15 protein-coding genes are annotated in these 18,058 nt (G+C 67.0%); 8 read left to right on the top strand and 7 right to left on the bottom strand.

Annotation, left to right across the window (positions count from 1 at the left end; translation table 11 throughout):
* Window positions 1-61: 61 nt before the first annotated feature.
* Window positions 62-1,225 (top strand): EAL domain-containing protein, encoded by a 1,164-nt coding sequence (locus tag PcP3B5_RS09245; RefSeq protein WP_024128783.1) that lies wholly within the window; start codon window positions 62-64, stop codon window positions 1,223-1,225.
* A gap of 66 nt (window positions 1,226-1,291) precedes the next feature.
* Complete coding sequence (locus tag PcP3B5_RS09240; protein WP_061561084.1) at window positions 1,292-2,623, top strand: deoxyguanosinetriphosphate triphosphohydrolase; 1,332 nt, start codon at window positions 1,292-1,294, stop codon at window positions 2,621-2,623.
* Between the two features lie 536 nt (window positions 2,624-3,159).
* Here the strand turns inward: PcP3B5_RS09240 and PcP3B5_RS09235 are convergent.
* Window positions 3,160-6,774 (bottom strand): transporter substrate-binding domain-containing protein, encoded by a 3,615-nt coding sequence (locus PcP3B5_RS09235; protein WP_237143080.1) that lies wholly within the window; start codon window positions 6,772-6,774, stop codon window positions 3,160-3,162.
* 118 nt (window positions 6,775-6,892) lie between these two features.
* Window positions 6,893-7,519: a response regulator transcription factor gene (locus PcP3B5_RS09230; protein WP_024128782.1), complete on the bottom strand. Its 627-nt coding sequence runs from the start codon at window positions 7,517-7,519 to the stop codon at window positions 6,893-6,895.
* Between the two features lie 283 nt (window positions 7,520-7,802).
* On the opposite strand from PcP3B5_RS09230, the gene PcP3B5_RS09225 reads away from it, so the two are divergent.
* Window positions 7,803-9,050, top strand: a complete 1,248-nt coding sequence (locus PcP3B5_RS09225) for an EAL domain-containing response regulator (RefSeq protein ID WP_009621301.1) — start codon at window positions 7,803-7,805, stop codon at window positions 9,048-9,050.
* Window positions 9,051-9,082: 32 nt separating this feature from the next.
* On the opposite strand, the gene PcP3B5_RS09220 is transcribed toward PcP3B5_RS09225, so the two are convergent.
* Window positions 9,083-9,427 (bottom strand): YggL 50S ribosome-binding family protein, encoded by a 345-nt coding sequence (locus PcP3B5_RS09220; RefSeq protein WP_058490700.1) that lies wholly within the window; start codon window positions 9,425-9,427, stop codon window positions 9,083-9,085.
* Between the two features lie 244 nt (window positions 9,428-9,671).
* Here PcP3B5_RS09220 and dacB point away from each other — a divergent pair, with 244 nt between their 5' ends.
* Window positions 9,672-11,114, top strand: coding sequence for a D-alanyl-D-alanine carboxypeptidase/D-alanyl-D-alanine endopeptidase (gene dacB / locus PcP3B5_RS09215; RefSeq protein ID WP_058071977.1), 1,443 nt, complete (start codon window positions 9,672-9,674; stop codon window positions 11,112-11,114).
* A 24-nt stretch (window positions 11,115-11,138) separates the two neighbouring features.
* Here dacB and rlmKL read toward each other — a convergent pair whose 3' ends face one another.
* Entirely contained in the window at window positions 11,139-13,319 is a 2,181-nt protein-coding gene (gene rlmKL, locus PcP3B5_RS09210; protein WP_061561082.1) for a bifunctional 23S rRNA (guanine(2069)-N(7))-methyltransferase RlmK/23S rRNA (guanine(2445)-N(2))-methyltransferase RlmL, read from the bottom strand.
* A 469-nt stretch (window positions 13,320-13,788) separates the two neighbouring features.
* On the opposite strand from rlmKL, the gene rmf reads away from it, so the two are divergent.
* Window positions 13,789-14,007, top strand: coding sequence for a ribosome modulation factor (gene rmf, locus PcP3B5_RS30555; protein WP_009621292.1), 219 nt, complete (start codon window positions 13,789-13,791; stop codon window positions 14,005-14,007).
* 83 nt (window positions 14,008-14,090) lie between these two features.
* Here the strand turns inward: rmf and PcP3B5_RS09205 are convergent, their stop codons facing one another.
* On the bottom strand, window positions 14,091-15,122 hold the full coding sequence (locus tag PcP3B5_RS09205; protein WP_061561081.1) for a quinone-dependent dihydroorotate dehydrogenase: 1,032 nt from the start codon (window positions 15,120-15,122) through the stop codon (window positions 14,091-14,093).
* Between the two features lie 202 nt (window positions 15,123-15,324).
* On the opposite strand from PcP3B5_RS09205, the gene PcP3B5_RS09200 reads away from it, so the two are divergent.
* Window positions 15,325-16,194: a DUF6685 family protein gene (locus PcP3B5_RS09200; RefSeq protein WP_043267363.1), complete on the top strand. Its 870-nt coding sequence runs from the start codon at window positions 15,325-15,327 to the stop codon at window positions 16,192-16,194.
* Here the strand turns inward: PcP3B5_RS09200 and PcP3B5_RS09195 are convergent.
* The gene (locus PcP3B5_RS09195; RefSeq protein WP_420820158.1) at window positions 16,191-16,634 is read right to left on the bottom strand and encodes a helix-turn-helix domain-containing protein; all 444 of its coding nucleotides are present in this window, start codon (window positions 16,632-16,634) and stop codon (window positions 16,191-16,193) included. The two genes, PcP3B5_RS09200 and PcP3B5_RS09195, sit on opposite strands and share 4 nt — an antisense overlap.
* Before the next feature lie 124 nt (window positions 16,635-16,758).
* On the opposite strand from PcP3B5_RS09195, the gene PcP3B5_RS09190 reads away from it, so the two are divergent.
* The gene (locus tag PcP3B5_RS09190; protein WP_009621285.1) at window positions 16,759-16,971 is read left to right on the top strand and encodes a MerR family transcriptional regulator; all 213 of its coding nucleotides are present in this window, start codon (window positions 16,759-16,761) and stop codon (window positions 16,969-16,971) included.
* 130 nt (window positions 16,972-17,101) lie between these two features.
* Here the strand turns inward: PcP3B5_RS09190 and PcP3B5_RS09185 are convergent, their stop codons facing one another.
* A complete protein-coding gene (locus PcP3B5_RS09185; protein WP_061561080.1) occupies window positions 17,102-17,635 on the bottom strand; it encodes a hypothetical protein in 534 nt (177 codons plus the stop codon).
* Window positions 17,636-17,838: 203 nt separating this feature from the next.
* On the opposite strand from PcP3B5_RS09185, the gene PcP3B5_RS09180 reads away from it, so the two are divergent.
* The gene (locus PcP3B5_RS09180) at window positions 17,839-18,054 is read left to right on the top strand and encodes a hypothetical protein (RefSeq protein WP_043319087.1); all 216 of its coding nucleotides are present in this window, start codon (window positions 17,839-17,841) and stop codon (window positions 18,052-18,054) included.
* Window positions 18,055-18,058 lie beyond the last annotated feature (4 nt).

The following is an 18,058-nucleotide window of genomic DNA, read 5'->3' as shown; positions in this document are numbered from 1 at the left end:
TAGGAGGCAATCCCGGGCCGGCGGCAACGCCTTCCTTTTCCTCCCACTAAGGATGTGTCCCTTGATCGACGGGCAACCGATCGCCTGCTTCCAGCCCTTCATCGATACCGCCACCGGCCTCATCGCCGGGGTCGAGGCCCTCGGCCGCATGCGCCAGGCCGACGGCCAGTTGCTCTCGGTGGGCCCGCTGTTCGTCGATCCGAAGATTCCCCCGGCCACCTTGCGCCGCCTCGACCGGCAGATCCGCGACGACGCCCTGGCGCGCCTGCCGGAAGCGCCGGCGGACTGGTTCCTCAGCCTGAACATCTCGCCGCGCTGGATCAGCCGGCTGCGCCCCAACCAGCCGCTGCCCAGCCTCAAGCAACTGCAACAGCACGGCGTCGACCCGCACCGGGTGGTCTTCGAGATCACCGAGCTGGGCGGCGGCAACCAGCGCCTGCCCGAGGTGGTGGCGCGCTACCGCGACGCCGGCGCGCGCATCGCCATCGACGATTTCGGCGCCGGCTACTCCCAGCTCGACCGCGTGCTGGCGCTGCAACCGGACATCCTCAAGCTGGACATGCGCCTGTTCCAGCAGGCCGCCCGCGGCGGCCCCAGCGGCGAGGTGGTCAAGGCCCTGGCGCAGATGGCCGAGAAGACCGGCTGCTGGATCATCGCCGAAGGCGTGGAGACCGAGGCGGAACTGGACTTCGCCCTGGAATGCGGCGCGCGCTTCGTCCAGGGCTACCTGTTCGCCCGCCCGGCCCTGGACTTCCCCGCCAGCGACGCCTATCTCGACGCCTTCGGCCAGTGGCGCGACCGCTACGTGCAGCGCAAGCTGAGCGAACGCGCCCGGCTGGTGCAACTGCGCCAGCAACTGGCCGAGCTGGTCGCCAACCTGCGCCCCTGGGCCGAGGGCGGCGCGCGCCTGGCCAGCCTGCCCACGCCCGACGGCTTCCCGCGCCTGCTGCGCGTCTACCAGTGCGACCGCCACGGCACGCAGATCTCGCCCAACCTGGAATGGAACGGCCTGTTCTGGAAGGAGGACCGGCGCTACGTCGGCCACAACTGGTCCTGGCGCCCCTACTTCTACCAACTGCTCGCCGAGGGCTGGGAAGAGCGCCGGCTGACGCTGTCCAACACCTACCGCGACGCCACCTCCAACCAGTACTGCATGACCGCCGGACAGTTCATCGACCAGGGCCGCCGCCTGCTGCTGATCGACATCGACGCCGAAGGCCTGTAGGCCGCGATTGAGATTGCCGCGGGCAAGGGGTAGCGTTGGCTGCACCACGAGCAATCGGACGAGCGAATGGACTGGCATACCCTGCTCCCCCGCGAGCGCCTCGGCAAACCCGTGCACAGCAGCGCGGAACTCGGCCGCAGCGCTTTCCACAAGGACCACGACCGCATCATCTTCTCCGGCGCCTTCCGCCGCCTGGGGCGCAAGACCCAGGTCCACCCGGTGTCGAGCAACGACCACATCCACACGCGCCTGACCCACTCCCTGGAGGTCGGCTGCGTCGGCCGTTCACTGGGCATGCGCGTCGGCGAGATGCTGCGCGGCGAACTGCCGGAATGGTGCGACCCCAGCGACCTCGGGGTGATCGTGCAGTCGGCCTGCCTGGCCCACGACATCGGCAACCCGCCCTTCGGCCATTCCGGCGAGGACGCCATCCGCCACTGGTTCCAACAGGCCGCCGCGCGGGGCTGGCTGGACGCCATGGACGCCGACGAGCGCGCCGACTTCCTCAATTTCGAGGGCAACGCCCAGGGCTTCCGGGTGCTCACCCAGCTGGAGTACCACCAGTTCGACGGCGGCATGCGCCTGACCTACGCCACCCTGGGCAGCTACCTGAAGTACCCCTGGACCGCGCGCCACGCCGATTCCCTCGGCTACAAGAAGCACAAGTTCGGCTGCTACCAGAGCGAGCTGCCGCTGCTGGAGCAGATCACCGAGAAGCTGGGCATGCCCAAGCTCGACGACGAGCGCTGGGCGCGCCACCCGCTGGTCTACCTGATGGAGGCGGCGGACGACATCTGCTACGGCCTGATCGACCTGGAAGACGGCCTGGAAATGGAATTGCTCGACTACCCCGAGGTGGAAGCCCTGCTGCTCGACCTGGTCGGCGACGACATCCCCGAGACCTACCGCCAGCTCGGCCCCAGCGATTCCCGCCGGCGGCGCCTGGCGATCCTCCGCGGCAAGGCCATCGAGCACCTGAGCAATGCCGCCGCGCGAGCCTTCGTCGAGCAGAAGCAGGCCCTGCTGGACGGGCGCCTGGGCGGCGACCTGGTCGAGCACATGAGCGGCCCGGCCAAGCGCTGCGTGCAGCAGGCCAAGGCGCTGGCGCGGCAGAAAATCTTCCAGGACAAGCGCAAGACGCTGCACGAGATCGGCGCCTACACCACCCTGGAAATCCTCCTCAATTCCTTCTGCGGCGCGGCCCTGGAACAGCATGGCGGGCGCAGCCCGTCGTTCAAGAACCAGCGCATCCTCGACCTGCTCGGGCACAACGCACCGGACCCCGACTGGCCGCTGCACAAGGCCTTCCTGCGCGTCATCGACTTCATCGCCGGGATGACCGACAGCTACGCCACCGAAATGGCGCGGGAGATGACCGGGCGCTCCAGCCCGGTGTGAGGCCCGGTTTCGTCGCGGCCGCGACGAAACCCCGGCGCGAGGCCCAATGCCGTTCATTTAAGCGATGCTTTGAGTTGGCGAAGGCAGGAGCGTAGGGCGCATGACCTCCACCGCCATCCGTGCCGCCGGGATTTCCGGCGTGGCCGGTGAGCCCAATCGCGGACGGAGTCCTACGTCCGTGCCTTCCTGGAACTGTAAGCGGGCCCTGCCCGCGATTTCGCGCGCAGGGCGCGCTCCTACATGGGAATGGTGCGGGTGGGCGGCGTAGGAGCGGCTCTCATCCGCGAATCGCGCCGATATGTCCGGCTATCGCGGACAGGGTCCGCTCCTACGAAGAGCCCCACGGCATGGCCGGCAAGGCAGCCCCGTAGGATGGGTTGAGCCTGCGAAACCCATGCGGTGGTGGCACGGGGTGTGGTGTTTACCGGGGGTAGGAGCGGACTCCGTCCGCGATTCGGCCGGGCTCCCAGACCACGCCATGAGCCCAAATGAAAAATGCCGTTTCTCCCAGACGGAGAAACGGCATCCTTACGGCGCTAGGCCGGATCGTCCTCGGTGGCCGACTGCGCCGGGCGGATCTGGCCTTCCTCGTCCAGTCGCTTCAGGTGGCCATGCAGGCTGGCCTGCAGCGCATCCAGCGCCCTGCGCAGTTGCTCCACGGCACTGCGCAAGGTCGAGAACTCGGCGCGCTCGGTGCAGACCTTCTCCAGCTCCGCGCAACGATCATGCAGGGCCATGGCACCTACCAGCCGCGCCGCGCCCTTGATGCGGTGGGCCAGCTCGGCCAGGCGCCGCCTGTCCTGGGCGTGCAACAAGGGTTCGAGCTGTTCGGCGTCCGCCTCGTTGCTCGACACCAGCTCGGCCATCAGGTTGCGCGTCAGCTGGGCGTTGCCGCCGGTCATCTCCAGCAGGGCGCCGATGTCCAGGTCGCCCTCCTCCTGCGGGTGTTTTTCAGGAACCGGCTCCGGCGGCATGATCTCGCCGCGCTGAAGTTGCTCCAGCTGCTCACGCAGTTGCTCGATGCTGATTGGCTTGAACAGGCAGTCGTCCATGCCGGCCTCCTTGCAACGAACGATTTCGTCGGGCTGGGCATTGGCCGTGAAACCGAGGATGGGGGAACGCGCCGCGCCGCTCTCCCGCTCGATCTCGCGGATTCGCCGGGCCAGGCTGTAGCCGCTGAGCACCGGCATGTTGCAGTCGGTGATGACCAGGTCGAATTCACCGGGCCGCCACATCTGCAGCGCCTCGCCGCCGTCCGTGGCCATGGCCACGGTGTGCCCGAGGTGTTCCAGCTGCTGCGCCAGCAGCAGGCGGTTGACCGGGTGATCGTCCACCACCAGTACGCGCAGCGTCCTCTGCACTACCGCACTGCGCAGGATGATCGAATCGTCTTCCGGCGCCAGGGGCTCCAGCACCTGCAGCACCAACCTGACGTGCACCTTGGTGCCCATGCCGGCCACGCTCTCCAGGCGCACCGAGCCGCCCATCATTTCCGCCAGCTTGCGGCAGATGGTCAGCCCCAGCCCCGTGCCGCCATGGTTGGTGCGCCCCTCGCGCTGTACCTGGCTGAAGGGTTCGAAGAGCTGCTTCTGGTCTTCCTCGGCGATGCCGATGCCGCTGTCCTCGACACACACCTCCAGCGCCAGCCGCTCGTTCGGCAGCGGCTCGCCCGACACCCGCACCCAGACGCTGCCCGCATCGGTGAACTTGATGGCGTTGCTCACCAGGTTGGAGAGAATCTGCTTGAAGCGCAGCGGGTCGATGAGCACGTCGCAGGCGGCCTCGGTTTCGATCTCCAGTTTCAGCAGCAGGCCCTTCTGCCGGGCCAGGCCGTCGAAGACGCGGGCCACCGATTCGATCAGTTCGCGCAGGCGCGCCCGTTCGGGCAGCAGCGTCAGGCGGCCGGACTCGATCTTGGCGACGTCGAGGATGTCGCCGATCAACAGCAGCAGCGACTTGGCCGACTCGTAGGCCACCTCGATCGGCCCCTGTTCGCCGCAACCGCCGCAGCGATTGCGCGTCAACGCCAGTTCAAGCATGCCGATCACCGCATTCATCGGCGTGCGGATCTCGTGGCTCATGGTCGCCAGGAAGGTGCTCTTCGCCCGGCTGGCTTCCTCGGCCTGCTCCTTGGCGATCTCCAGTTGCTGGAGCAGGCGCTCGCGCTCGGTGACGTCGACCCAGCCGGAAACCACGCCGCGGAGCTTGCCGGACGCGCTGTGGTAGGGCGTGAGCCAATGGTGCACCTGGCGCGTCTCGCCGTTGATCTCCAACATGCGGTCGACGGCGACCGGCTCCCCGCTGGCCATCACCTGGAGGTATTCCCGGTGCAGGCCCTCGGCCTGTTCCGCCGAAAGCCAGGTGCAGTCCGCCAGCTGCGAGCCCACCGCCAGGTCTTCCGGCAGCCCGGTGGCCTCGCGGAACGCCCTGTTGCAGGTGATCAGGCGCCCATCGGCGTCGCGCACCGAGACCGGCTGGGGAATGCCGTCGATCAGTGCGCGCTTGAACGCCAGGCGGTCCTGCAGCTCCAGCTCGGCGCGGCGGCGCGCGCGCATCCGCAGGAGCAGGTACCAGTTCCACAGCAGGATCAGCCCGAGCAGCGCCAGCCCGCCCCACAGCAGCCAGAAGAACTGCGAGCGGTAGCCTTCCCAGACGCTGTCCGGCGACGCGCCGCTGGTGGACCAGCGGCTGATGATACTGGCCATGTCTTCCGGCGAGATCGCCAGCAGGGCCTTGTTGAGGATGCTCAGCAGCTCCGGGTCGGCCCGCGAGACGCCCAGGGATATCTGCGCCGGCTCCAGGTCCAGGGTCGCGGCGATGCGCAGGTCGCGGTAGTAGCGGTTGACCAGGAAGGTGGCGGTGAGCATCGGCTGCAGCGCGGCGTCCGCCTTCCCCTCCTGCAGCAACGGCAGGGCATCGCTGTAGTTGTCCACCTCGACCAGCTTCACCCGCGGGAACTGCTCGCGCACGTAGGACACCAGCGAGCTGCCATGGGCCACCGCCACGCGCTTGCCGTTGAGGTCGGCGAGGTTGTTCAGCCGGGTGTTGTCCTTGTGCGTGAGCAGCACGAAGGAGGTACTCAGGTAAGGCCGGGTGAAGTCTACGTGCGCCTCGCGCTCGACGGTGGGCGACATGGTGGCCAGGGCATCGACCTGGCCCCGGCGCACCTGGGTGAACATGCCGGAGATCGACGAGGTCGGCACCACCTCGAACTGCAGGCCGGTACGGGTGCGGATCAGGTCCAGCAGGTCCGCGACTATGCCGCGGAAATTGCCCTGGGAGTCGAAGAAGGTCAGCGGGGCCAGCGACTGGTCGATGCCCAGGCGCGGCCGCCGGTTGTGCTCCAGCCAGCGAAGCTCCTGGGGCGTGAGGTTCAGCCGGTGGTTGGAGATGGAGAACACGCCGCCCACGCTCCAGCGCCGCTGGATGGACAGGTGTTGCTGGGCGCTGATGTTCTGCAGCACTTCGTTGACGCTGTAGAGCAGCGGGCTGCCGTCCTTGCGCGCGGCGAAGGAAAAGCCGACGCCGTTGAAGTTGGCGAAGTTCAGCAGCTTGAGGTTGACCAGGTAGCCCTGGCTGATCAGGTACTGCGCGCTCAGGGCGTCGCCAACGTAGGCGTCCACCTGCCCGAGGGCGACGGATTCCAGGGCGCGGCGCAGCGAGTCGAAATGCACCACCTCGGCATCGGGGAAATGGTCGGCCAGCTCCTTCGGCGAGAAGTAGTCGCCCACCACGGCGAGCCGCCGGCCGGCCAGTTGCAGGTCGCCTTCCAGGCGCATGTCCTGCTGCCCGACGATCACCGGCTGGTTCAGGGAATACGGGCGCGACAGCAGCAGGTCCGGGATCTCGGCCTCGAAGCCGGTGGCGCGGCCGATCAGGTCGATCTCGCCATCCTGCAGCGCCTGGATGGTCTGGCGCCGGGACGGGTAGCGGCGCATCTCGATGCGGACGTTGAGCGCTTCGCTGACCAGCCCGAGGTAGTCGGCGGTGACTCCCTCCAGCTCGCTGCCGCTGACGGTGACGATCAGTGGCGCATAGTCCGGCGCGGCCACCCCCACCACCAACGTGCGCTTCTCGCGCAGCCACTGCCAGTCCGACTCAGGCAGCTCGACCCGCGGCCTCTCGGGAAGCGCCGCGGTACGGGCCAGCAAGGCGAGTTGCGTCCAGGGCGCGGGGGCCTGGACCTCTGCGGCCCAGGCCCCCATCGCCAGCATCGCACCGAGAACGGCACCCAGCAGCGCCCTGCACTTCGAGCCCATGGCGACTGTCTCAGACCAGTGCGTTGCGCTTGGCGAACTCGATCAGGTCGACCAGCGAATGGGCATTGAGCTTCAGCAGCAGGCGCGTCTTGTAGGTACTGACGGTCTTGTTGCTGATGAACATCTGCTCGGAGATGTCCTTGTTCGAATAACCATTGGCCAGGTATTGCAATACCGACATTTCCCGGTCGGAGAGGCGCTGGATGAGTTCATGGTCATCCATGCTGCCGTTGTTCTTGCGCGCCGGGCGCACGGCCGTGCTGGGGAAATAGTTGTACCCGGCGATCACCGCATTGACCGCGCTGATCAACTCGGCCAGCCCGCCCTGCTTGCAGACGAACCCGGAGGCCCCGGCCTGCATGCAGCGCATGGCATAGAGCGAGGCGCTCTGGCCGGTCAGCACGAGGATCTTCAGGGGCAGGTTGAACGCGGTCAGACGGCTGATGACTTCGAGCCCGTCCAGCTTGGGGATACCGATGTCCAGCACCACCAGCTCCGGCAGCAGATCCTTCACCAGGGACAGGGCGTCCACGCCGTTGTCGGTTTCCCCGATGATGGTATGACCTTCCTTTTCCAGCAGAACGCGCATTGCCATCCGTATCACCGGATGATCATCGACGATAAGAACCTTGCTCAATTTTCAATCTCCGACAGACTTCCCAAGAGTGCGCCGTAAGATATCGTCTAGGAAATCAGTGTCGAGATTAACTGGTGCCACTTTTAACATCTTAAGTAAATTCCCATACATCAAAGTATAAATTCCTACACAAACTTGATCGACCAACTTCCGTTAATTTTCAAGCCGGACTTTTTCAACACCTCCTAATGCAATTTCCTACAACGGAAATGGAAGTTTTTTAAATAAATGGCACCCGCCAGCCGGCACACTGCGGCCGTTATCCAATTCGGTACGCGCGACCATGAACATATCGATCCCATCCAGCCTGCTGGTGCTGGAGGACCATGCATTTCTGCGCGAGGCCACCGTGCACGGCTTGCGGGTCCTCGGCTACGAGCAGGTCCTGGCCGCCGGCGACGGGGACAGCGCCATCGAACTGCTAAGGCAGAAGGGCGGAGTCGACATCTGCATCTGCGACGTGCTGCCGCCGGGCATGGACCTGCTCGGGTTCCTGCGCCTGGCGGCCCAGGAGAAGCTGCTGCGGGCGATCATCGTGGTCAGCGAGGTACCCGCCGACCTGCGCCGGGCCATCGCCCACATCGCCACGCTGTACGGCCTGTCGGTGCTCGGCGAGCTGACCAAGCCGCTGCAGATGTCCAGCCTGCAGGCACGCCTGCGCCACTACAGCCCTGCGCCCGCCGCCGCCCCGCCGCTGCCGCGGCCGACGCCATCGGCGCTGGAGGTCTGGCAGGCCATGCGCAACCGGGAGCTCAGGGCCTACTACCAGCCCAAGGTCGACCTAGACACCCTGCAGGAGATCGGCGCCGAGGTGCTGGTGCGCTGGGACCACCCGGTCCACGGGCTGTTGCGCCCGGCCTACTTCCTCGCCGCGATCCGCCGGATGAAACTGCTGCCCGACCTCTTCGACCTGGTCCTGGACCAGGCCCTGGATTTCGCCCGGCGCGAGCTGCGCCACGGCACCCAGCGGGCGCTGTCGATCAACATCGACCTCGAGGTGCTGCAGCAGCGCGACCTGGCCGGCCACCTGAAGGAAAAACTGCGGCAGACCGGCGTCGACCCCGCCAGCCTGACCATCGAGATCATCGAAGGGGGGCTGGCGACCACGCCCCTGGCCAGCCTGGAGAACCTCACCCGCCTGCGCCTGCTCGGCTGCAACGTCGCCATCGACGACTTCGGCACCGGCTACTCCTCGCTGCAGCGCCTTTGCGACCTGCCCTGCAACGAAATCAAGCTGGACGCCTCCTTCATCCGCGACATGCAGCACAACCCGCGCACCCACGAGTCGGTCGCCAGCACCCTGGTGCTGGCGCGCCACCTGCAGTTGCGGGTGATCGCCGAGGGCATCGAGACCTACCAGCAACTGCAGCGCATGCGCGAACTGGGCTGCCGGTTCGGCCAGGGCTTCCTGTTCGCCCGGCCGATGTCGGAGGACGCCTATCGCCACTGGACGGGCGTCGACCTGCAACCGCCGGAGGCGGAAGCCGGCTCCGCGCTGGAGTTGGAGGGCGCGCAGAACCCACCGGGCTGAACCCGGGGCGGGCGCCCACCCTCAGCCCGTTCTCAGCCAGGCTGGTGAATGGGCTGCTCCGGATACCAGGCATCCTGCAGGGGGCTGACCGAACTGCCGCTCAGCTCGCCCTGCTGCTTCAGCCAGTCCTCCACGGCCTTGCGCTGCTCCTCGGTGACCGAGCCGCGGCGCGCCAGGCACACGAAGCCGAAATCGTCGCAACCGGTATAGGCCAGGCCGTTGGCGCCGATGGCCTGCTCCACGAAGCGCTTCAGGAAGGCCTGCAGCTCCTGTTCGGGGAGCCCTTCGCGATAGTCGAGCGACAACTCGAACCCCAGTTCCTGGAATTCATCGACGCAGAGTTTCTTGCGCAGACGACGGGAACGGTTGCTGGCCATGTGGCGGATCTCCTCGATTGATGACGGCATGCGGGGCTGGGCGGGAGCCGCCCCGCACAGACTCTAGCAGCTCGGGCGCGGCGCTCCCACGCGCATCGGCTCACAAACCCCAGCGCATCCCGCAACGGCTTGCGGCATAATGCGCCGGCGCGTTGCCGCGTCACTGGCGCAATCGTCTATCGTCAGTGTCTTCTTTCGTCACCTTCGTCATGTCAATGCCCTGAACCGGGATTTCACTTCAAATATGTTCAAGTCACTGCGTGTTCTCGCCTTCGCCACCCTGCTGCCCTTCGCCCTGCCCACCCTGGCCGCCCCGATCAAGTCCGCCCTGCCCGAACGGGTGGAGAAGGCGCTCAAGGCCAGCAAGCTGACCAACGACGCCCTGTCGCTGGTGATGATTCCCCTGGACGGCCCGGGTACGCCCACCTACTTCAACGCCGACGTCTCGGTGAACCCGGCCTCGACCATGAAGCTGTTCACCACCTATGCCGCCCTGGAGTTACTGGGCCCCACCTACCAGTGGAAGACCGAGTTCTACACCGACGGCAAGCTGCAGGACGGCGTGCTCAACGGCAACCTCTACCTCAAGGGCGGCGGCGACCCCAAGCTGAACCTGGAAAAGCTCTGGCTGATGATGCGCGACCTGCGCGCCAACGGCGTGCTCAAGGTCAACGGCGACCTGGTGCTGGACCGCAGCTACTTCAACCAGCCGCAGCTGCCGGTGTTCAACGATGACGGCGGCGACGACAACAAGCCGTTCCTGGTCGGCCCCGACGCCGCCATGGTCAACCTCAAGAGCGTGCGCCTGGTGGTGCGCAGCGAAGGCAACCAGGCCTCGGTGATGATGGACCCGCCGCTGGCCAACGTGCGCCTGGAGAACCAGATCAAGGTCAGCGGCCCGGCCAACTGCCCGGCCTGGCCGAAGCTGCGCTTCGTGCCGGAAACCCGCGCCGAGGGCACCGTGCTGGTGGCCGCCGGCGAGATTCCGCGCGGCTGCAGCGCGCAGACCTACATGTCGCTGCTCGACCATCCGGGCTACACCGCCGGCGCCATCCGCGGCATCTGGCAGGAACTGGGCGGCAGCATCAGCGGCGCCGACCGCCAGGGCACCGTGCCGAAGAACGCCACCCTGCTGGCCCGCGCGCTGTCGCCGGACACCGTGGACATCATCCGCGACATCAACAAGTACAGTAACAACACCATGGCCCGCCAGGTGTTCCTCAGCATCGGCGCGCAGAACCGCACCAGCGCGGACGCCAACGATGGCCTGGCGGCACAGCGGGTGATCCGCCAGTGGCTGGCGCGCAAGGGCATCACCGCTTCGCACCTGGTGATGGAGAACGGCTCCGGCCTGTCCCGCGACGAGCGCGTCAGCGCTCGCGAGATGGCTGCCATGCTGCAGGCCGCCTGGCACAGCCCCTACGCCTCGGAGTACATCTCCTCGCTGCCGATCGTCGGCGTCGACGGCACCATGCGCAAACGCCTGCGCCACACGCCCATGACCGGCGAGGCCCACGTCAAGACCGGCACCCTCAACACCGTCCGCGCCCTGGCCGGGTTCAGCCGCGACGCCCGCGGCAACAACTGGGTGGTGGTGGCCATCCTCAACAGCAACCGGCCGTGGGGCGCTTCGTCCATCCTCGACCAGGTGCTGCTGGACCTCTACGCCTCCACCCGCGGCCAGTGAAACCAGCCGCGGGGCCCTGGCGAATCAGCGAGCGCTGATGCGCCAGGCCCGGTGGATCTTCGGGTTGCGGGCGAAGTCCGGGTCGAGGGTCTGGGCGCTGATGTCCTCGACCTGGTAGCGCGCCGCCAGGCTCGGCTCCAGCTCGAACTTGCGGAAGTTGTTGGAGAAATACAGCACGCCGCCCTTGGCCAGGCGCGTCATGGCCAGGTCGATCAGCTCGACCTGGTCGCGCTGCACGTCGAACACCCCTTCCATGCGCTTGGAGTTGGAGAAGGTCGGCGGGTCGATGAAGATCAGGTCGTACTCGCCGCGGTCCGCCCGCAGCCATTCCATGACATCGCTCTGCACCAGCTTCTGCTTGTCGGAGAAACCATTGAGCGACAGGTTACGCCGCGCCCAGTCCAGGTAGGTCTTCGACAGGTCGACGCTGGTGGTGCTGCGCGCGCCGCCCTTGGCCGCATGCACGGTGGCGGTGGCGGTGTAGCAGAACAGGTTGAGGAAGCGCTTGCCGGCGGCCTCGCGCTGCAGGCGCAGGCGCATCGGCCGGTGGTCGAGGAACAGCCCGGTGTCCAGGTAGTCGGTGAGGTTGACCAGCAGGCGCACGCCGCCCTCCTCCACTTCCATGAAGCGGCCTTCGCTGTTCTGCCGTTCGTACTGCTTCCTGCCGGCCTGGCGCTCGCGACGCTTGATGACGATGCGCTCGCTGGGGATGCCGAGGGCCTGCGGCAGCGCCGCCAGGGCGTCGAGCAGGCGGGCCTGGGCCTTGGCCGGGTCGATGGACTTGGGCGCGGCGTATTCCTGCACGTGCACCCAGTCGCGGTACAGGTCCACGGCCAGGGCGTACTCGGGCATGTCCGCGTCATACACGCGGTAGCATTCGATCTTCTCGCGCCTGGCCCATTTGCCCAGTTGCTTGAGATTCTTCTGCAGGCGGTTGGCGAACATCTGCCCGCCCTCGCTCAGGCGCGCCGGCTCCGCCGGAGCTTGCACGGCGCCGTCCTGGCGCGCCTCGGCACCGCGCTCGCCGGTGACGAACTGGCGCGGCTCCACCTCGAACATCAGCAGCTTGCACGGCAACGCGCCGTTCCAGAAGGCGTACTGCTTGTGGCTACGGATGCCCATGCGCTTGCCCAGTTCCGGCGCCCCGGTGAAGACCGCGGCGTTCCAGCCCAGGCAGGCCTGGCGCAGGCGCTCGCCCAGGTGCTGGTAGAGGTACAGCAGGCTGGCCTCGTCGCCCAGGCGCTCGCCGTAGGGCGGGTTGCAGATCACCAGGCCGCGCTGGCCCTTGTCCGGGCGCGGTTCGAAGGTGGCCAGCTCGCCCTGGTAGACCTTCACCCACTCGCCCAGACCGGCGCGCTCGATGTTGTTGCGCGCCGGCTGGATCAGCCGCGGGTCCGCCTCGTAACCACGGATCCACAGCGGCGGCCGCGCCAGGCCGACGGAGGCGCGTTGCTCGGCCTCGGCCAGCAGCTTGCGCCAGAGGACCGGGACGTGGCCCAGCCACTTGTCGAAGCCCCAGTGCTCGCGTTTGAGGTTGGGGGCGATGTCGGCGGCCATCAGGCCGGCCTCGATCAGGAAGGTGCCGACGCCGCACATGGGGTCGGACAGCGCCCCGCCCTCGGCGGCCAGCTGCGGCCAGCCGGCGCGGATGAGGATGGCCGCGGCGAGGTTTTCCTTCAGCGGCGCGGCGCCCTGCTGCAGGCGGTAGCCGCGCTGGTGCAGGCTGTGCCCGGAGAGGTCCAGGGACAGCACCGCCTGGCCGCGGTCCAGGTGCAGGTGGACGCGGATGTCCGGGTTGACCTTGTCCACCGTCGGCCGCCGGCCGAACTCGGCGCGCAGGTTGTCGACGATGGCGTCCTTGACCTTGAGCGCGCCGAAGTGGGTGTTGTCGATGCCCGAGCCCTTGCCGCTGAACTCCACCGCCAGGCTGCCGCCGGGGTCCAGGTGATCGCTCCAGTTGACCGCGTTCACGCCCAGGTACAGTTCCTCGGCGTTGGCCACCGGGAAGCGCGCCAGCACCAGCAGCACGCGGTTGGCCAGGCGCGACCAGAGGCACAGCCGGTAGGCCGTCTCCAGGTCGCCGCGGCCGCGCACGGCGGACACCTGCGCGCGGGCATCGCTCAGACCCAGCGCCTGTGCCTCGTCCAGCAGCAGGCCATCGAGGCCCTTGGGGCAGGTGAGGAAGAGTTCGTAGTGTTCCGACATCGCCATTCCCGGGCCGCAGCCCTTTCCAGAGGGGCCTCGGCCCCTGTTGAGCGGATGCCGCGTGAAAACGCTGGCACCCGGCCATGGTTCATTTCAAAAGGTTTCACAAAACCTGCGACCCGAGGTCGCAGGTACTTGCCCGCTCGTCGGGATGAGAGAACCTCTCAATTTCCTGGCAGTTCGCCAGGCTGCCTCGCACAAGCCCCTGAACATGCGGTTTCGGGCAATTTGCCCGACCCGCCCGGGGGAAAAACTTATGGCTTGAACCCATAAGAGTTAAGTCTTTATGACAAATTGGTTGTTCACAGGCTCGAAGCCCATGGTTTAGAACTCAGCTTAACCCGTCGCCGCAAAGGTGTCGGGCGGGGTCTGTCACGCCGGCAACAGGCCCCTTTTTGGCGGAACTGTCCGCCAGGCCTCCCCAGGGGGCCAACGGGACATAACAGTCAACAAGTGAGGGCAACACCCTATGAGAAGACTCAAGCGTGATCCGTTGGAAAGAGCCTTTATGCGCGGTTACCAGTACGGCATCAGTGGCAAGTCTCGCGATCTCTGTCCTTTCACCCATCCCACCACCCGGCAGTCCTGGCTCAACGGCTGGCGCGAGGGTCGCGGCGACAACTGGGATGGCCTCACCGGCACCGCCGGTCTTCAACGTCTGAATCAGATGCAACACGCCACCAGTTGACCAAAGGATCACACCGATTTCCCCAAGGCACGCCCCATCCGGGCGGCAGGGCGTAAGCCCAAGGGCTCCGAAAGGAGCCCTTTTTATTTGCCTGCGCGCTGCGCCTGGGCGATGGCGTCCACCGCCTCGCGGATCAGCGCCGGCCCCTTGTAGATGAAGCCCGAGTAGATCTGCACCAGGCTCGCGCCGGCGGCGATCTTCTCCGCCGCGTGGGCGCCCTCGGTGATGCCGCCGGCGGCGATGATCGGCAGGCGGCCGCCCAGTTCGCCAGCCAGCACCCTGACCGTGTGAGTGCTCTTCTCGCGCACCGGCGCGCCCGACAGGCCGCCGGCCTCGTCACCGAACGGCAGCCCCTCGACGCCTTCGCGGCCCAGGGTGGTGTTGGTGGCGATCACCGCATCCATCCCCGCCTCCACCAGCGCCGCGGCGACCAGGGCGGTTTCCTCGTCGGTCATGTCCGGGGCGATCTTGATCGCCAGCGGCACGCGGCGGCCATGCTGTTCGGCCAGGTCTTCCTGGCGCTGGCGCAGGGCCTCCAGCAGTTGCTTGAGCGAGTCGCCGAACTGCAGGCTGCGCAGGCCCGGGGTGTTCGGCGAACTGACGTTGACCGTGACGTAGCTGGCGTGGGCGTAGACCTTGTCCAGACAGATCAGGTAGTCGTCCACCGCGCGCTCGACCGGGGTATCGAAATTCTTGCCGATGTTAATGCCCAGCACGCCGCGGTACTTCGCGGCCTTGACCCGCTCCACCAGGTGGTCGACGCCCAGGTTGTTGAAGCCCATGCGGTTGATGATCGCGGTGGCCTGCGGCAGGCGGAACAGCCGCGGCTTGGGGTTGCCCGGCTGCGGGCGCGGGGTGACGGTGCCGATCTCGACGAAGCCGAAGCCCAGCTGGGCGAAGCCGTCGATGGCGTCGCCGTTCTTGTCCAGGCCGGCGGCCAGGCCCACCGGGTTGGGGAAGTCGATGCCCATGACCTGCACCGGCAGGCTGGCCGGCTTCGGGCAGAACAGGCCGTTGAGCCCTAGGCGGCCGCCGGCGCCGATCAGGTCGATGGACAGCTCATGGGAGGTTTCCGGGGACAGTTTGAACAGCAGCTCGCGGGCCAGGCTATACATGGTCGGGCATCGGTCGGCAAAATGGGGCGCTAGTATAGCCGGCCGGCCTGCCCCTAGGCGAGGCGCGGCCGCGGCGGGCCCCGGCATGGCGCCCGCCCTTGAAAGGAAGGAAGCAACATTTGTCACTGCCCGGAAGCACAACCGCGACTGGCTTACCTATGCTTAGGGCTGTCGGCCGGGCATCGGGAGTTTGCCTTCGATCATGAATCCACCCCGCAACATGGCCCAGCGCCTCGCGGCCATCGCCCAGCGCCTGGGGCTCGGCAACGCCGACCTGCACAAGGTCTCGCAGCGCACCCGGTCCCTGGCCCTGAGCTTCAGCGCCCCGGCGAGCCCGCCCAGCGGCATCGGCTGGCAGTCCGGCGCGCCGCTGTACCGCCTGATCGACCTGCCGCGCGGCGCCCTGTCCGGGCCGGTGCAGGAAGACAAGGCGCGCGCCCATGCCGCACTGAAGAAACTGGTCGGCTCCCGTCTGCTGGAGCTGCACGATGTCGACCTGCGCGAGGTGGACGGCCTGTGCACCCGCGGCCCCCTGGCGAATTCGGCGCTACCCGACTTCGAAGCCGTGGCGGCCGGCGACGCCGGGCGCAAGGTGCGGATCATCAGCTACCGGGATTTCGGCAAGGCGCTCGGGCAGGCCCTGCCCGGCTTCGAGCGCGGCGTGGAGCTGCAATTGCGCCGGGCCGACTGGCATGGCCAGCGGCTGTTCCTGGAGCTGGACAACCACACCGAGGCGTTCGCCTGCGCGGTGGCCTATGCGCGCCGCCGCGGCCTGGAACTGCGCCTGCCCGGCAGGGTGCGCCAGTTCAGCCTGCAGGGCAGCGCCCTGGACGACCTGGAGCGGCGCTACCACATGCTGGCGATGCCGACCCAGGCCTGGAGCGATGCCGGGTTCATGGGCCTGCTGCTGGACACCGGCCTGCCCTATGCGCGCTTCGGCCTGTTCAACAGCGAAACGCCGGAATCCCTGCTGCTGCCCAAGGACCACCCGCAAGCCGACGAATTCGGCGCCGGCTTGCGCAGCATCGGCGCCCCGGACCTGCTGGGCTACCTGCGCGGCTGCGTCGCCTAGTCCCGCGTCTCTTCTTCGGACTCGTCGTCATCGTCGTCGGTCTCTGCGACGAGCTCGCGCCCCGGCTCATGGCGCAGGCGCTCGAGCACGTCGTGGTGGCGGTTGCGCCACTCCTCCAGGCTGAAGCTGCTGCTCTCCAGCAATGCGGGGTTCTGCTCCACCAGGTAGACGGCGGCGGACTGCGCCGAATCGGCGATCTCCCAGGCCACCGATGCCGAGTCGATGGGCCCTTCGTAGGTGATCCAGCGGGCGAAATCCGGATAGACGCTGCAGACCTTCTCGAAATCCTCGTCGCGCATGCGCTGGCGACCGAACTCGATGTTCTCCACCGTCTTGGCCTTCATGCCGACGATCTTGGCGAATTCCGGGCGTTTGAGCCCGGTCAGCTCACGCAGGCCACGTAGTCTTTCCCCAGCGGTAAAAAGGAAACGTTTCTTCACGATCTGTAATCCATTTCCGGACATTCGAAGCACCATACAAAAACACTAATATTTAGTGTATTGTCTCGAGAGAGTCATTTAGTCTCTCTCCCCTAATAGCGCAGGCCATGGTGCAGGACACCACATGAAAGTGGAAGAACCCTTCTCCCCCGCTCCCGAGGACGAAACCTATTACCTGAGCCTCGAGCGTTTCGCCGAATTGCTCGGGATGTCCGATCAGCCGGAGGTTCTGGAGGAATGGATCGCCAACGGCAAGCTGCCGACGCGGGTAATTGCAGGACATCGCCTGGTTGACCTCAGAGCATTCCTACGACCGGACGGGAAACCAAAGCCCTGAACACGCCGGAACTCCCACATTTATAAGCAGCCCACCGGGAGCAGGTGCGCGGTCATCCGCCGTGCCTTGAGAATAGCCAGGGCGTTTTTCCCTGGCAGGGGCCGCCGGAAGGACGGCGGCCGAGGGGGCATCACTCTTCCCGGCTGGCCTCGACCAGGCGTTCGTAGGCCGGCGCCGCCGGAATGCCGATTTCCAGGCACAGGGCCATGACCCTTTCCAGGTCGCAGCGGTACACCAGCACCGCCTGCAGTTCGTCGTCCAGCGGTTCGCTGAAGTCCAGCAGCACGTAGCCGCCCTTTTCCGGATAGAGCGCGCTCAGTTGCACCTGGATGCGCTTCAGCGCGGCAAGCGGCTCGGCCTTGTGCAGTTGCTTGGCCTGCAGCACGAAGTTCACGCTGGCGTCGAACGAGGCGCGGATGCCTTCGAACAGTTCCTTGTAGTCGTCGCCCTGGAACAGCACGATGTCCGGCAGGCTGCCGACCACCACCCACTCGCCCAGCGGGATGGGGAAGCTGTCGTCGTAGTTGATGTCCGGGTTGGCGGCGAGGAAGGCCTCGGGGTCGGCGTAGGCCGCGGCGGCATCCTCGGCGATCTGGCGGATTTCCTCCGCACCCATGCAGCCGGAGCTGATCAGGGTGAGGAGTTCGACGAGCTGTTCTTTCATGGCGCGGTCCCGGGAAGTGGCGAAGGCCGCGAAGGATAGCCGGATTCGGCCCGGCTTGCTGGGCCGCCGGAACCTATTGGCGCTCCCGGGTGTCGGAAGCCGGCTCGGACGATAGCGACTATCGACCGAGATGATTTCCCAGGCCGGCGAGCCATCGCTAGCCTTTGTCCATCCCCACTATCCATGCCCCGGGTGAACCCGCCATGTTCCGATCCCTTTCCAGCCTGGTGCTGGCCGTCCCCGTGCTGGTGGGCTGCGCCGCGCAACCGGCCGCCACCGAGCCCCAGCGGGCGTACAGCGACGCCGAGGTCAAGGCCTTCGCCCTGAAGATCCTCAGCGCCAGCAACATGGACAGCGACCTCTACGCGCGCTACCGCCGCGCCCTGACCGAGCCGCACCACGGCAACAGCGGCAGCTGAGGCC

The organism is Pseudomonas citronellolis (assembly GCF_001586155.1).
Lineage (GTDB): Bacteria > Pseudomonadota > Gammaproteobacteria > Pseudomonadales > Pseudomonadaceae > Pseudomonas > Pseudomonas citronellolis.
This window is presented reverse-complemented; position numbering and strand designations above follow the sequence as displayed.